Raw genomic sequence first — 12,249 nt, 5'->3', positions numbered from 1 at the left:
TCAGAAGGCTGTTTCGCAAACTGCAGTTGCACAATTGCCGCACAAAACCGTCGATTCGATTGTTTGAAGCGATGCGACCCGACCGAACGAACCTTTCGAGCCAGTGAGCTGCGGATATGCAATTCGGGGCAGCTTTAGGCAATTCTTGGAACATGTCGTAAGTTCGAATTCGTGGCTGAGCTGTATTCAATGTCCGAATTTGTCAGGGGATCGCGATGAACACTCTCAGTGTGGTAATTCCGGTGCTCGACGAGGTCGATCATCTGGGTGAATGTCTGACGCTGCTGCTCGATCAGGGCGACGACATCGACCGCATCGTCGTGGTGGACAACGGGTCGACCGACGGCACGCTTCGGTTGGTGAACGACATCCGGGCGGTCACGAACAAGGTCATGTTGGTCCACGAGCCCAACCGCGGCGTGGTCCACGCTCGCAACACCGGATTCGACCTGGTGGACTCGTCGATCATCGGTCGAATCGACGCCGATACCCGTGTTCGGCCCGGGTGGGCGCGCTCGATCGTCGACTTCTTCGACGAGCATGCCTCCGTCGCCGCCACCGGTGGCCGGACGTTCCTCTACGAATCACCCTGGGCTCGGCCCCTGGCGTGGATGCATTCGCGCGCCGAACGACGTGAGCCGGCGGTGCGCGCCGCCCTGGCGGTATCGGGCAACAACTTCGCGATTCGCGCATCAGCCTGGCGCACGGTTCGCGATGCGGTCAGTGAGCGAACCTGTGTCCACGAAGACATCGATCTGTGCCTGTGCCTGGCTGCCGAGCGCTTGCCTGTTGCCCAGAACGGGTCGATGAAGGCCGCAGTGTCCGGTAGGCGCGCAACGACATCGCCGGTGAAATACGTCCACTATGCGTTGGCGGGCTACCGCTCCTACCAGGAGCACGGTCTGGCGTCGCGCAAGCTCGGACGCATCGTGGCGATGGATTGGCTGATGCACACACTGCGGTGGCCGATCTCGCGACTGTTCGCCGCAGTACCGTGCCGGGCATTGCCGGTCGACGATCGTGCCGAGTCCGACGAACGGATGCGAGCCGCCGCGTGACGGCCGGCTCGCGTGTCCGCGACTGGATGCGCAATCCGTCGGACGTCCGCTGGGCCCTCGCTCAGATGCGTCAGGCGACTGTCGTCTCGTTGGCGAATGTGCCCTTCTTACCCGCCGTGCTGCGCGCATCGGTTCTACGCCCTGCGGGTCTACGGACGACCGGTCCGTGCCTGATGTACGGCGGTTCCATGATTCAGGGGCAAGCATCGGTTCGATTGGGCACCGGCGTGTTCGTGAACTTCGGCTGCTACTTCGACACCGTTGCCGACATCGTGATCGGTGATCACGTCTTCATCGCGGATCACGTTCGGATCCTCACCAGTACCCACGAGACCGGGCCCTCGCGGCATCGCGCAGGCGCCCTGCGGGGAGAGTCGGTGGTGATCGGTCCGGGAACGTGGATCGGGTCCGGCGTGGTCGTGATGCCGGGCGTGCACATCGGGGCCGGCTGCATCATCGGGGCGAACTCGCTGGTGACGGCAGATTGCGAACCGGACGGTGTGTACGTCGGGTCTCCGGCGCGCCGTCGCCGAGAGTTGAACGACCTTCCCGCAGCGCAGCAGTGGATCGGGGAGAAGGCCGATTTTCGTGATCGGGAAGCAATGCACAGATTGGTAATTCCTCCGAATTCCGAATTCTGATTCATAAAGTCCGAATAATTCGACGGGTTCTTTTCTTGAAGTAATGATGTAGCATCGTCAACGTCAGCGGCTCGAATTCAAATGCGTTCAGCGCCAATGGGTATCGAGCTACACGATTGCCAAAAATATGTCAGGGGTTGGCGTTGTGAATACTCTTTCCATTGTTGTGCCTGCGTTCGACGAGTCGGCTCACATGCGCGAATGCCTGGATGCATTGCTCGTTCAACGCGAACGCATTCACGAAATCATTGTCGTCGACAACAATTCGACCGACGACACCGCGGCCATCGTCGCGGAATACGCGCGGCGATTTCCGCAGGTGGTGCTGCTGCGGGAGTCCGAGCGCGGCGTCGTGCACGCACGCAACACCGGTTTCGATCACGCCCACGGATCGGTCATCGGCCGCATCGACGCCGATACCCGTGTCCAGGCCGGCTGGGTCGACTCGGTACTGGATTTCTTCGATCGCCGACTCGACTATGGTGCAGTCACCGGCCCGATCTACCTCTACGACTCTCCGTGGGCGCGCCCGTACCGGGCATTCGTCAACCGTTCCGTGCGGAACAGGCCTGCTGAGCAGTGGGTTTCTGCCGCATCGGGCAACAACTTCGCTATCCGCAGATCCGCGTGGGAAGCCGTTCGCGACAGTACGAGCCTGCGAACCGACCTGCACGAGGACATCGATCTGTCGCTGTGTCTGAACAAGGTCGGTCTGCGGATCGCGCAGATCGAGCCGATGCGCGTCGAGGTGTCCGGCCGTCGGTTACTGACGCCGCCGCTCGAGTATCGGCATTACGTCCGGAGCTCGTATCGCACGTGGGCCCATCACGGTCTGGCCAGCGGCTGGTTGCGCAGATTACTGATTTCGGACCTGGTTCTGCACACGGTGCATTGGCCCCTGACGCGAATTCTGTCGTCGTGCGAATCTCGGATTCTCCCGGTCTCGCATTCCGGAGCGAGCAACACGCCTGTGCGTGATCTGTCGGATATTCACGGCGAGAGTTACGTTGCCGCAGCGCACGGAAAGTAGATACTTCGGCGCTGTGTTCGTCCTCCTTCTTGCGTGAGGAATGCGGGCAGGGTCGCCGAAGCAGGTCCTTCGAGTACGGACGGTCCGTGCCGGATTCGTGTCGGCGATCGACCGGAGCCGGCGCGGCCCGCAGAACCGGGGGATCGAGCACGCACGGGTGGGCCGCAGTGACCGATGCGATGCAGGGGGTCCTGAGCTTCGAGGCAGAAACTGTCGGCAGCTGTTGCGGCGATCGAGACGGGTGCGAAGTTCGGTTGATCGTTCGACGATCCACCTACCAGTCGCGCCGGTAGATTGACGGGCGATATTGTGATCGGGCCGGTTCCGAACACAGGATCTGCCCCTGCAACTTCTCTACGGAGTGTGAATGTCGTTCGAGATCGTCGACCTTGACGAAACGTGGGTCGCTGGTCTTCCAGTTCGCAGCCCCAAACGGGCGCTCGGTCGCCTCAACGACCCGGCGCTCGATCAAGCATGGTCCGCTGTTCTCAATCAGGAGACCTCCGGTCCGCTCGCTTCCATTTATACGGACTACGCCCCCGGTATCGGTTCGTACAATACACAGGTAGTCGGTTATCTGTGTTCTTCACTCGGTCAGGTCGAGCGTGGACATCTGGTTGCGAAAGTGCCCGCGGCCAAATACGCGCGTTTTTCCGCGGTGGGGTATTTCCCCGAGGTTCTCACTCGATTGTGGACTCAGATCGATCATGCCGAAGAGCAGGGCGAGATCGTGCGATCGTTCACCGGCGACTACGAGTGCTATCCGCACGCGTACAAGATCGATCTCTATCTGGCGATCACTGCGCCCGGCGGTTCGTGATGACCTTCCGTGTCACGGCACGCAGCGCGGAGCTGTTCAGTGGGTTGGTGGCACCGCGGGTGGAGCCCGGCGCGGAATCGAGCGGTAGCGAGTGGATGCGATTCCTGCGAGATCGTGTGCGCGAGAAGCACATCGACGCAACCCAGGTGAGCACGGTGTACGTTCCGGATCCGCACGGCACGGTCAATGCGGTGGTCGCGGTCTCGGTGGACTCGCCGAGTGATGTGGCTGTGGGCGATGTGTTCGTTTCGATACCGACCGGTGTGTTCGCAGTATTCACGCCCAGTGGCGCACTGGCGGATCCGATCGAGGACGTATGGGCTCAGGTCGACGAGTGCGTTTTGTCCGGATCGATATTTCGCGCCTACAAAGAGGAAGTCGAAGTCGTTACAAATGCCGGAGAGGTGGAACTTTTCATTTCAATCGTTTTGTAAACGAGCCGTTCTTCATGTAATTGTCACTTTCGAATCACAAAGTCGCCACCGGACCGGTTACTATTGTCCAGCGCTGGCAGCTCGATATGGCGAAGTGAATTCCACGTTCACCTCGATCGGCCGACGGGCAGGCAGCGCGCACAGAGCGTCGATGTCATGGCAAGGTCGACAGAGCAGGGGTGTTCCAACATGGTGAGACAACTCAGAGCAGAAGCCACACGAGCGGCCGCACTGCGCGCTGCAGCAGACCTCTTTCTCGAGGTGGGGCACGCGAATGCCACGCTGAGTCAGGTGTCGGCGCAGTCGGGCGTGACCAAGGGCGCGCTGTATTTCCACTTCGCATCGAAGGAGGAACTGGCCCGCGCGATCGTCGACGAGGGTCATGAGCGCGTGTCCACGGCGTGCGCGGGCATGGTCGACAGCCGCAGTCCGGCTCTCGAGTCGGTCATCGGAATCTCGTACTCGGTACTCGAGCTGGCCGCCTCGGACCCTCTGGTGCGCGTCATGTACCGGTTGCAGATGGAGATCGACGGATCCGACACCGCCCGCGGCAGCGTGTTCGGTACCTGGGGAAACATCTTCGAGCATCTCTTCGAGCGAGCCATCGAGCACGGTGATGTCGCCGACCATCTGGACGCGGGCAACGCGGCGCTGTTGATCTGCGAGATGCTGGCTGGCGTTCTGATGGTGTCCGAGGCACAATCCCGTCTCGAAGACGCGCCGTCGCGCATGGAGAAGGTCTGGAACACGGTCCTTCCCTCGCTGGTGCCGATCGACAAGCTCGCCTACTTCCGTGAGTTCGCGGCGCGAAGTCTGTCCAGTTTCGTACGCGAGAACATCACGTCGGGGTCCGTCACCGTCTGATCGTGTTCGTGATCTCGATGTGCTTGCCGCGCTTCGGGCCGCCGGGCACACTGTGTGACATGGAACACATCACGCACGATCGAAAGATGTCGGACAACGAGCTCCGGAAAGCGATCGGCACCCTGCAGCAACGCGCGGACGATGCCCGCAAGCGGGGTGCCGCCGATGACGCTGCCCGCATAGAGCGCACCATCGCGGACTATCGAGACGAGATGTCGCAAAGATTGTGACGCCCCTCTCGGTCGTCACCGCGTAGGGTCGAAATCGAACTGACACGTGTCGACCGGTGGGGGATACAGGTTTCGATGGCTACATACGATCTGCGCGGCAAGAAGACGTTGATCACCGGAGCGGGCAGCGGAATCGGTCGGGCAACGGCCGTCGCTGCCGCCGAGGTGGGAGCCGAGCTCTTCCTCACCGACATCAACGCCACCGGTTTGGCGGAGACGGTGGACATGGTGGGTCGCGCGGGCGGCACCGTCAGCCACTCGTTGCCGTTCGATGTGTCCGACTTCGAGGCGGTCACCGCCTTCGCGGACGACATCCATGCCGAGTTCGGCAGTCTCGACGTCGTGATGAACGTCGCGGGAATCTCTGCCTGGGGAACCGTCGAGAACCTCGAGCATCGGCACTGGAAGTCGATGGTCGACGTCAATCTGATGGGCCCGATCCACGTCATCGAGAAGTTTCTGCCGCCGATGATCGAGGCCGGTCGCGGTGGTCATCTGGTCAATGTCTCGTCTGCTGCCGGTCTGATCCCACTGCCGTGGCACGCTGCCTACAGCGCCAGCAAGTACGGGCTGCGCGGAGTGTCCGAGGTACTCAAGTACGACCTCAAGCGCCACGGAATCGGTGTCAGTCTCGTGGTGCCCGGTGGCGTGAAGACCGGATTGGTGCAGACGCTTCAGATCGCCGGCATCGATCGTGACGATCCGCGCGTACAGAAGTTGCAACACCGATTCGAAAAGCGCGCCGTGGAACCGTCGGTCGTCGCCGATGCCATTCTCGCCGGCATCGCCAAACGCAAATACCTCGTCTACTCCTCCAACGACATTCGCTTCGGGTACTGGGTCGCGCGAAAGTTCGCCCCGCCCTACGAGTTCGTGCTGCAGAAGGCGAACGATCAGTTCTCCAAACTGCTCGAGCCGCGTCGAGTCGAGGGTTCGTCGAAATCGACATCCAGCGTGCGCGCACCCGGCCCCGAATAGGACAGCTCGTCGTGCGGATTGGCCAGCGCACAGCCGGCCAACGAAAGACAACCGCACCCGATGCACCCGGTCAAGTTGTCCCGAAGTCGGATCAATTGTTCTATCCGAGAATCGAGTTCGCGATGCCACCGCGTCGAGAGCCTGGCCCAGTCCTCGCGCGTCGGCGTCCGCTCGTCCGGTAGTTCGCTCAATGCCTGACGTATGGTCGCCAGCGGGATCCCCACCTTCTGCGAGATCCGGATGAAGGCGACCCGTCGCAGAGTTTCGCGATGGAATCTGCGTTGGTTACCCGAGGTGCGGCGACTGCTGATCAGCCCCTGCTTCTCGTAGAAGTGCAACGCCGAGACCGCAACTCCACTGCGCTCGGACAGCTGGCCGGGGGTCAATTCGCGGACGTTCCACTCGGGCATCGGCACGACCTCGACAATACTTCAGGTCCTGATGCCGGCGGCGACCGACGAATGGGTTTACCGTTCGTTCATGAGTGTCGATGCGGCTGCAGGCCCGTTGGGTGCCGACTCGGAGGTGGGGGTGCTGCGCACCGTCATGCTGCACCGGCCGGGCGACGAGCTTCGACGCCTCACGCCGCGAAACAACGACCAGCTGCTGTTCGACGGTCTGCCGTGGGTGGATCGCGCACAGGACGAGCACGACGCGTTCGCCGATCTGCTGCGTGGTCGCGGGGTGACGGTGCTGCTCCTCGGCGAGCTTCTCACCGAGGCCATGACGGTCAGCGGCGCAGCGCGAATGCAAGGTATCTCCGCCGCTGTCGATGCCCGACGGCTCGGCCGGTCGCTCGCCGAGGACCTCGCCCAACACCTGCGGGGTGTCCCCGCGGCCGAATTGGCGCAGATCCTGATGGCGGGCATGACATTCGACGAACTGCTCGAGGCGGAGACGGGGGAGCCGCAGCTCAGTGGGGCATCGCTGGTTCGGCGGATGCATCACGGTGGGGACTTCGTCATCGATCCGCTGCCGAATTTGTTGTTCACTCGCGACTCGTCGTTCTGGATAGACGATCGAGTGGCGATCACCTCGTTGGCTCTGCCTGCCCGGGTGCGGGAGACATCGTTGACCGATCTGATCTACGCGTTCCATCCGATGTTTCGGGGTGTGCGGCGCGCGTACGAGTCGCGGACCGCACCGGTCGAGGGCGGTGACGTGTTGCTGCTCGCTCCCGGTGTGGTGGCTGTCGGAGTGGGGGAGCGCACCACGCCCGCCGGTGCAGAAGCGCTGGCGCGCAGCCTGTTCGAGGACGGTCTGGCACACAGTGTGTTGGTGGTGCCGATCGCGCAGGAGCGCGCGTCGATGCATCTGGACACGGTGTGCACCATGGTCGATACCGATGCGGTGGTGATGTATCCGGCCATTCAGGACACGTTGTCCGCCTTCACCATTCGCCGCGAGGACACGGGAGTCAGTATTCGAGGTGCCGACCCGTTTCTCGAGGCGGCCGCCGCTGCGATGGGAATCGGCAAGCTGCGGTTGATCGATACCGGACTCGACCACGTCACCGCCGAGCGCGAACAATGGGACGACGGTAACAACACGCTGGCCATCGCGCCGGGAGTCGTCGTCGCGTACGAGCGCAACGTCGAAACGAACGCACGACTCGAGGCGTCGGGCATCGAGGTGTTGCGGATTTCCGGATCGGAACTCCGCTCGGGACGCGGCGGTCCGCGGTGTATGTCGTGCCCGGTGTCCCGCGAGAGGTTGTAGCGCTCTACAGGACGGTGTTCACCTTGTCGGCCGGTCGGGCGAGCACAGTGCCCTTGTCGGTCACAACGATCGGGCGTTCGATGAGAATCGGATGCTCGGTCATCGCGGCGATCAACGTGTCGGCGTTCGCGCCCGCGAGCCCCAGTTCCTTGTAGATGCTCTCGCGAGTCCGGATGGCCTGACGGGGTTCGAGACCGGCATCGGCGAGAAGTGTGCGGAGTTCGTCCTCGGTCGGAGGCGACTCGAGGTACCGGATCACACGTGGAACCACACCGGCTTCCTCGATCAGTTTCAGCGCTGTGCGAGAGGTGTTGCACCGCGGATTGTGGTAGATGGTCGCCGAGCCCGATGGGTCGTTCCGCAGGCTCCTCTCCCCAGGGACGGTCATGTTTGCAATCTTGCCACGCGGGTAGCCAACCCGACAGATTCACGTCAGGAACGGAGTATTCGATATGACCGACAAGCGCATTGTCATTGCAGGTGGCCACGGCCAGATCGCCCAACATCTGACTCAGGTGCTCACCGCCCACGGAGACCGCGCGGTGTCGCTGATTCGCAACAGCGACCACGTCGATGCCGTCACTGCGCTCGGCGCGTTGCCGCAGGTGATCGATCTCGAATCGGCTTCGGTCGACGATGTGGCCGCAGTGTTGGCCGGTGCCGACGCCGTCGTGTTCGCGGCGGGTGCGGGCCCCAACAGCGGTCCCGAGCGCAAGGACACTGTGGACCGCGCGGGCGCGGTGCTGCTGGCCGATGCCGCCGAGAGGGCCGGTGTCCGCCGCTACGTGCTGATCAGCTCGTTCGGTGCGGGCGAGCCGGTCGCCGAGGATCTCGACGACGGTTGGAAGGCCTACATCAAGGCCAAAACTGCTGCAGAAGAAGATGTTTCGGCCCGAGATGGACTGGACTGGACGATTCTGCGTCCGGGCAAGTTGACCGACGAGGACCCGACGAACTCGGTGGCACTGACCGAACCGCCGATGGACTCGGGTGAGGTCACCCGGGCCGACGTGGCCGCAGTGATCGCGCAGCTGCTCGACACCGGCGCGGCTGTACGCAAGACTTTGATGCTCACGTCCGGCTCGACGTCGATCGTCGACGCAGTCGACGCTCTCGGATAAGGCACCTACTGTGCGCGTGCATATCGATTCGTCGAACACGACCCCTGTGTTCGAGCAATTGCGGATGCAAATTCTCGGGTTGGTGCGATCGGGCGATCTCATTGCCGGGACCAAGATCCCGACGGTTCGCGGCTTGGCCGAGGAGCTGAAGATCGCGCCGAACACGGTCGCGAAGACCTACCGCGAGCTCGAGCAGCAGGGCATCATCGAGACGCGAGGTCGGTCCGGGTCGTTCGTCGCGTCGGGCGGTGACCCGTCGCGTGACATCGCGGCCCGGGCAGCGACGGAGTTCGTCAGAACCGTGCGATCCATCGGTCTGGACGACGACCAGGCCCGTTCGTTTCTCGAATCCGCGCTCAAGGGTGCCAGCGGCAACTGAGTTGACGCTTCAACCTACTTCTGTCAGGGTGGTGCTGCCCGTACCGCCCTGCCAGAAGGATGTGTCATGAATTCCACCGTCGTCCGCGACGCCGTCGCCCTCGTTGCTCGAATCGGACTGGGAGTCGTCTTCATCGCCCACGGGTGGCAGAAGCTCAACACCTACGGTCTCGATGGTGCCGCCGCGAGCTTCGAGGCGATGAACATTCCGCTGCCCACCGCGTCCGCGTATTTCGCGACGTTCGTCGAACTCATCGGTGGCGGAGCGCTCGTGCTCGGGATCTTCACCCCGATCGCTGGGCTGCTGCTGTTCCTGGACATGCTCGGTGCTGCCGTCTTCGTCCACTTCGAGAACGGCGTCTTCGCTGCGGACAACGGTTACGAACTGGTCGTCGCGCTCGGCGTCGGTTCGCTCCTGCTCGCTGCATTCGGTGCCGGACGCATCAGCATCGACGGCGTCACCAAGGGCAAGACGGCACTGCTGGCATAGGTCGTTCCGCAGGCTCTGCTTCGGCCTGGCCCGACCGCCCTACCGCCAGCTCGGTAACCACAACTGCTCCTGCCACATCTGTGGCGTGATCGGCATTGCGGTGAGAATCGGCCAGAGCCAGACGAAGTTCGCTATCACCACGGCGAGGTACAGGGACACCAGCAGTAGTCCGGTACCTCGCCGTTCGGCCGATGCGGTGGCCTTGCCGATGATGTCGCCCAACACCAACGCGAAGCCCATCACCATGAACGGGGCCAGTGCCACCGCGTAGAAGTAGTACATCTGCCGGTCGAGCGTGGTGAACCAGGGCAACAAGGCTGCGGAATAGCCGACGAGCACGGTGGCGTAACGCCAATCGCGTCGGACGAGCACCGACCAGATCACCCAGGCCAGCATCGGCAGTGCCAACCACCACATCGCGGGAGTGCCGATCAGCATGATCGCCTTCACGCACGAGGACGCCGAGCACCCGGATACGCTCTCGCCGTCGGCGAAGTAGTACAGCATCGGCCGAAGGCCCATCGGCCAGGTCCACGGCTTCGATTCCCACGGGTGCCGATTGCCTGCCGAATTGGTCAGGCCCTCATGGAATTCCAGTACGTTGCCGCTGTAGTACCAGAGCGAACGCAGCGCTTCGGGAAGGAACGAGAACGGCCCGCCTGCACCGATTCCGTTGCCGACCTCGTGCCGGTCCACGCCGGTCTCGGAGGTGAACCACGCCCAGTAGGTCATCAGATACACCGCGATCGGAACGACCACCAGCGCGTACAGCGCAGGGCCGATGTCGCGCAACGCCGTTCCCCGCCACGGGCGTCCGACGCCGTACGAGCGCCGCGCCGCCACATCGAATGCCACGCTCAGCAATCCGAGGAACGCGATGAAGTACAGACCCGACCACTTGGTGCCGCAGGCGAGACCCAGCATCACGCCCGCCCCGAATCTCCACCAGCGCACCCCCATTCGTGGCCCCAGAACGCTGGCGTCCATTCGGCCGTCGGCGCGTACTCTCGACAGTCGCCGCCGCATGTCGTCGCGGTCGACTACCAAGCAGCCCAGTGCCGCGGTGACGAACAAAGCGAGAAAGATGTCCAGCATGCCGATCCGGCTGCTGACGAACGTCACGCCGTCGACGGTCAGCAGAATTCCCGCGATCGCACCGACGAGTGTCGAGCGAGCGAGCCGGCGCACGATCCGAATGACCAGCAGTACCAACAGGGTTCCGGCCACGGCCGAGGAGAAACGCCAACCCCACCCGTTGTAGCCGAACAACGCCTCTCCGACGGCGATCAGCTGCTTGCCGACCGGTGGATGCACCACCAGCCCGTACGCCGGATTGTCCTCGAGCCCGCCGCCGGTGAAAACCTGATACCCCTGAGGCGCGTAGTGCTTCTCGTCGAAGACCGGGGTTCCTGCATCGGTGGGGTACCGCAACATCGTGAAGCGCGTGATGGCGCAGATGACGGTGATGACGACGGTGACGATCCAACCGCGGCGGACATCGGTGTCGTGGAACCAGTCGCGCGCGGCAACGGTCGGCCCGGGACTGACCATCGACCGGTCGCCGGAGCGCTCAGAGGTCAGCAAGGTCACGTACCGATCGTAGGCGTTGATCGGTAGTGCCCGACAAACCGCTGCACCGCGTACGGGACACTGGAGCCATGCTCATCCTTGCCGCCACCCCGATGGGCGACGTCGGTGACGCCTCGCAGCGCCTGCGCGACGCCCTCGGCAGTGCCGATGTCGTCGCCGCCGAGGACACCCGGCGCACCAAGCAACTCGCCTCCTCGCTCGGCGTGGTGATCTCGGGCAGGGTCGTCAGTTTCTACGATCAGGTCGAGACGACTCGCCTGCCGGCGCTGGTCGAGGCCGTGGCAGAGGGCAAGACGGTGCTGTTGGTCACCGACGCCGGGATGCCGTCGGTCAGCGATCCCGGCTACCGCCTCGTCGCGGCGTGCGTCGACGCCGATCTGCCGGTGACCTGTCTGCCCGGTCCGTCCGCCGTGACGACCGCACTCGCACTGTCCGGTCTGCCCGTCGAACGGTTCTGCTTCGACGGGTTCGCGCCACGCAAGCAGGGGCAGCGTCGCAGCTACTTCCAGTCGGTGCTCGCCGAACCACGCGCCATCGTCTTCTTCGAGGCACCGCACCGCCTCGTCGCATGCCTCGAGGACGCCGTCCACGTGCTCGGTTCCGACCGCCGCGCCGCGGTGTGCCGGGAGCTGACCAAGACCTACGAGGAAGTCCGACGCGGTGGCCTCGGCGAGTTGCTCGAATGGTCGAGGGCAGGCGTACGCGGCGAGATCACCGTCGTGCTCGAAGGAGCCGTCGCCGTCGCCGAGGAGCCCGAGGATCTCGTTGCCGACGTGGAAGCGCTGGTGGCGTCGGGCATGCGGTTGAAGGACGCCTGTGCCCAGGTGGCGGTCGACGGCGTCTCCAAGCGTGAGGTCTACGAGGCAGTGCTCGCTGCGCGCAAGGAGCAGTAGCGC

The 12,249-nt window shown here is 63.5% G+C and carries 16 protein-coding genes; 13 read left to right on the top strand and 3 right to left on the bottom strand.

Going from position 1 to position 12,249, the window contains the following annotated elements:
* Nucleotides 1-215 precede the first annotated feature (215 nt).
* From CH306_RS02965 to CH306_RS02925, 8 genes are all read left to right on the top strand, one after another.
* Nucleotides 216-1,058 (top strand): glycosyltransferase family 2 protein, encoded by an 843-nt coding sequence (locus CH306_RS02965; protein ID WP_052683774.1) that lies wholly within the window; start codon nt 216-218, stop codon nt 1,056-1,058.
* On the top strand, nt 1,055-1,699 hold the full coding sequence (locus CH306_RS02960) for an acyltransferase (RefSeq protein WP_256981020.1): 645 nt from the start codon (nt 1,055-1,057) through the stop codon (nt 1,697-1,699). Before CH306_RS02965 ends, CH306_RS02960 begins: the two co-directional genes overlap by 4 nt.
* Nucleotides 1,700-1,844: 145 nt before the next feature.
* Complete coding sequence (locus CH306_RS02955) at nt 1,845-2,729, top strand: glycosyltransferase family 2 protein (protein ID WP_179272717.1); 885 nt, start codon at nt 1,845-1,847, stop codon at nt 2,727-2,729.
* A 367-nt stretch (nt 2,730-3,096) separates the two neighbouring features.
* Nucleotides 3,097-3,549, top strand: a complete 453-nt coding sequence (locus CH306_RS02945; RefSeq protein WP_032395733.1) for a GyrI-like domain-containing protein — start codon at nt 3,097-3,099, stop codon at nt 3,547-3,549.
* A complete protein-coding gene (locus tag CH306_RS02940) occupies nt 3,549-3,983 on the top strand; it encodes an effector binding domain-containing protein (protein ID WP_045200225.1) in 435 nt (144 codons plus the stop codon). Before CH306_RS02945 ends, CH306_RS02940 begins: the two co-directional genes overlap by 1 nt.
* Nucleotides 3,984-4,172: 189 nt before the next feature.
* The gene (locus CH306_RS02935; protein WP_176459156.1) at nt 4,173-4,847 is read left to right on the top strand and encodes a ScbR family autoregulator-binding transcription factor; all 675 of its coding nucleotides are present in this window, start codon (nt 4,173-4,175) and stop codon (nt 4,845-4,847) included.
* A 59-nt stretch (nt 4,848-4,906) separates the two neighbouring features.
* Nucleotides 4,907-5,077 carry a hypothetical protein gene (locus tag CH306_RS28955; RefSeq protein WP_155290802.1) on the top strand — a complete coding sequence of 57 codons (171 nt, stop codon included), beginning with the start codon at nt 4,907-4,909 and terminating at the stop codon, nt 5,075-5,077.
* A gap of 75 nt (nt 5,078-5,152) precedes the next feature.
* Entirely contained in the window at nt 5,153-6,055 is a 903-nt protein-coding gene (locus tag CH306_RS02925) for an SDR family oxidoreductase (RefSeq protein ID WP_045196424.1), read from the top strand.
* Here the strand turns inward: CH306_RS02925 and soxR are convergent.
* Entirely contained in the window at nt 5,971-6,471 is a 501-nt protein-coding gene (gene soxR / locus CH306_RS02920; protein WP_082073774.1) for a redox-sensitive transcriptional activator SoxR, read from the bottom strand. The two genes, CH306_RS02925 and soxR, sit on opposite strands and share 85 nt — an antisense overlap.
* A 64-nt stretch (nt 6,472-6,535) precedes the next feature.
* Between soxR and CH306_RS02915 the strand changes: the two genes are divergently transcribed.
* Complete coding sequence (locus CH306_RS02915) at nt 6,536-7,774, top strand: arginine deiminase (protein WP_094645813.1); 1,239 nt, start codon at nt 6,536-6,538, stop codon at nt 7,772-7,774.
* A 4-nt stretch (nt 7,775-7,778) separates the two neighbouring features.
* On the opposite strand, the gene arsC is transcribed toward CH306_RS02915, so the two are convergent.
* Nucleotides 7,779-8,162, bottom strand: a complete 384-nt coding sequence (gene arsC, locus CH306_RS02910) for an arsenate reductase (glutaredoxin) (protein WP_094645632.1) — start codon at nt 8,160-8,162, stop codon at nt 7,779-7,781.
* A gap of 64 nt (nt 8,163-8,226) precedes the next feature.
* On the opposite strand from arsC, the gene CH306_RS02905 reads away from it, so the two are divergent.
* The 3 genes from CH306_RS02905 to CH306_RS02895 all read left to right on the top strand — a co-directional run bounded on the left by CH306_RS02905 (nt 8,227) and on the right by CH306_RS02895 (nt 9,763).
* Entirely contained in the window at nt 8,227-8,895 is a 669-nt protein-coding gene (locus tag CH306_RS02905; RefSeq protein ID WP_094645631.1) for an SDR family oxidoreductase, read from the top strand.
* A 10-nt stretch (nt 8,896-8,905) separates the two neighbouring features.
* On the top strand, nt 8,906-9,274 hold the full coding sequence (locus tag CH306_RS02900; protein ID WP_045196418.1) for a GntR family transcriptional regulator: 369 nt from the start codon (nt 8,906-8,908) through the stop codon (nt 9,272-9,274).
* A gap of 66 nt (nt 9,275-9,340) precedes the next feature.
* Nucleotides 9,341-9,763, top strand: coding sequence for a DoxX family protein (locus tag CH306_RS02895; protein ID WP_032395726.1), 423 nt, complete (start codon nt 9,341-9,343; stop codon nt 9,761-9,763).
* Between the two features lie 39 nt (nt 9,764-9,802).
* Here CH306_RS02895 and CH306_RS02890 read toward each other — a convergent pair whose 3' ends face one another.
* On the bottom strand, nt 9,803-11,314 hold the full coding sequence (locus CH306_RS02890; RefSeq protein ID WP_094645812.1) for a dolichyl-phosphate-mannose--protein mannosyltransferase: 1,512 nt from the start codon (nt 11,312-11,314) through the stop codon (nt 9,803-9,805).
* Between the two features lie 107 nt (nt 11,315-11,421).
* Here CH306_RS02890 and rsmI point away from each other — a divergent pair, with 107 nt between their 5' ends.
* Nucleotides 11,422-12,246: a 16S rRNA (cytidine(1402)-2'-O)-methyltransferase gene (gene rsmI, locus CH306_RS02885; protein WP_094645811.1), complete on the top strand. Its 825-nt coding sequence runs from the start codon at nt 11,422-11,424 to the stop codon at nt 12,244-12,246.
* Nucleotides 12,247-12,249: the final 3 nt, after the last annotated feature.

This window comes from Rhodococcus sp. 15-725-2-2b, from assembly GCF_002259075.1.
Lineage (GTDB): Bacteria > Actinomycetota > Actinomycetes > Mycobacteriales > Mycobacteriaceae > Rhodococcoides.
The sequence above is the reverse complement of the archived record's forward strand: the minus strand, read 5'-3'. Positions and strand labels throughout refer to the sequence as shown.

What these genes read in the sequence shown, in the direction of transcription:
- CH306_RS02965 (WP_052683774.1), top strand. Translation starts at nt 216, where the DNA reads ATGAACACTCTCAGTGTGGTAATTCCGGTGCTCGACGAGGTCGATCAT.
- CH306_RS02945 (WP_032395733.1), top strand. Translation starts at nt 3,097, where the DNA reads ATGTCGTTCGAGATCGTCGACCTTGACGAAACGTGGGTCGCTGGTCTT.
- CH306_RS02940 (WP_045200225.1), top strand. Translation starts at nt 3,549, where the DNA reads ATGACCTTCCGTGTCACGGCACGCAGCGCGGAGCTGTTCAGTGGGTTG.
- CH306_RS02935 (WP_176459156.1), top strand. Translation starts at nt 4,173, where the DNA reads ATGGTGAGACAACTCAGAGCAGAAGCCACACGAGCGGCCGCACTGCGC.
- CH306_RS28955 (WP_155290802.1), top strand. Translation starts at nt 4,907, where the DNA reads ATGGAACACATCACGCACGATCGAAAGATGTCGGACAACGAGCTCCGG.
- CH306_RS02925 (WP_045196424.1), top strand. Translation starts at nt 5,153, where the DNA reads ATGGCTACATACGATCTGCGCGGCAAGAAGACGTTGATCACCGGAGCG.
- CH306_RS02915 (WP_094645813.1), top strand. Translation starts at nt 6,536, where the DNA reads ATGAGTGTCGATGCGGCTGCAGGCCCGTTGGGTGCCGACTCGGAGGTG.
- arsC (WP_094645632.1), bottom strand. Translation starts at nt 8,162, where the DNA reads ATGACCGTCCCTGGGGAGAGGAGCCTGCGGAACGACCCATCGGGCTCG.
- CH306_RS02905 (WP_094645631.1), top strand. Translation starts at nt 8,227, where the DNA reads ATGACCGACAAGCGCATTGTCATTGCAGGTGGCCACGGCCAGATCGCC.
- CH306_RS02895 (WP_032395726.1), top strand. Translation starts at nt 9,341, where the DNA reads ATGAATTCCACCGTCGTCCGCGACGCCGTCGCCCTCGTTGCTCGAATC.
- CH306_RS02890 (WP_094645812.1), bottom strand. Translation starts at nt 11,314, where the DNA reads ATGGTCAGTCCCGGGCCGACCGTTGCCGCGCGCGACTGGTTCCACGAC.
- rsmI (WP_094645811.1), top strand. Translation starts at nt 11,422, where the DNA reads ATGCTCATCCTTGCCGCCACCCCGATGGGCGACGTCGGTGACGCCTCG.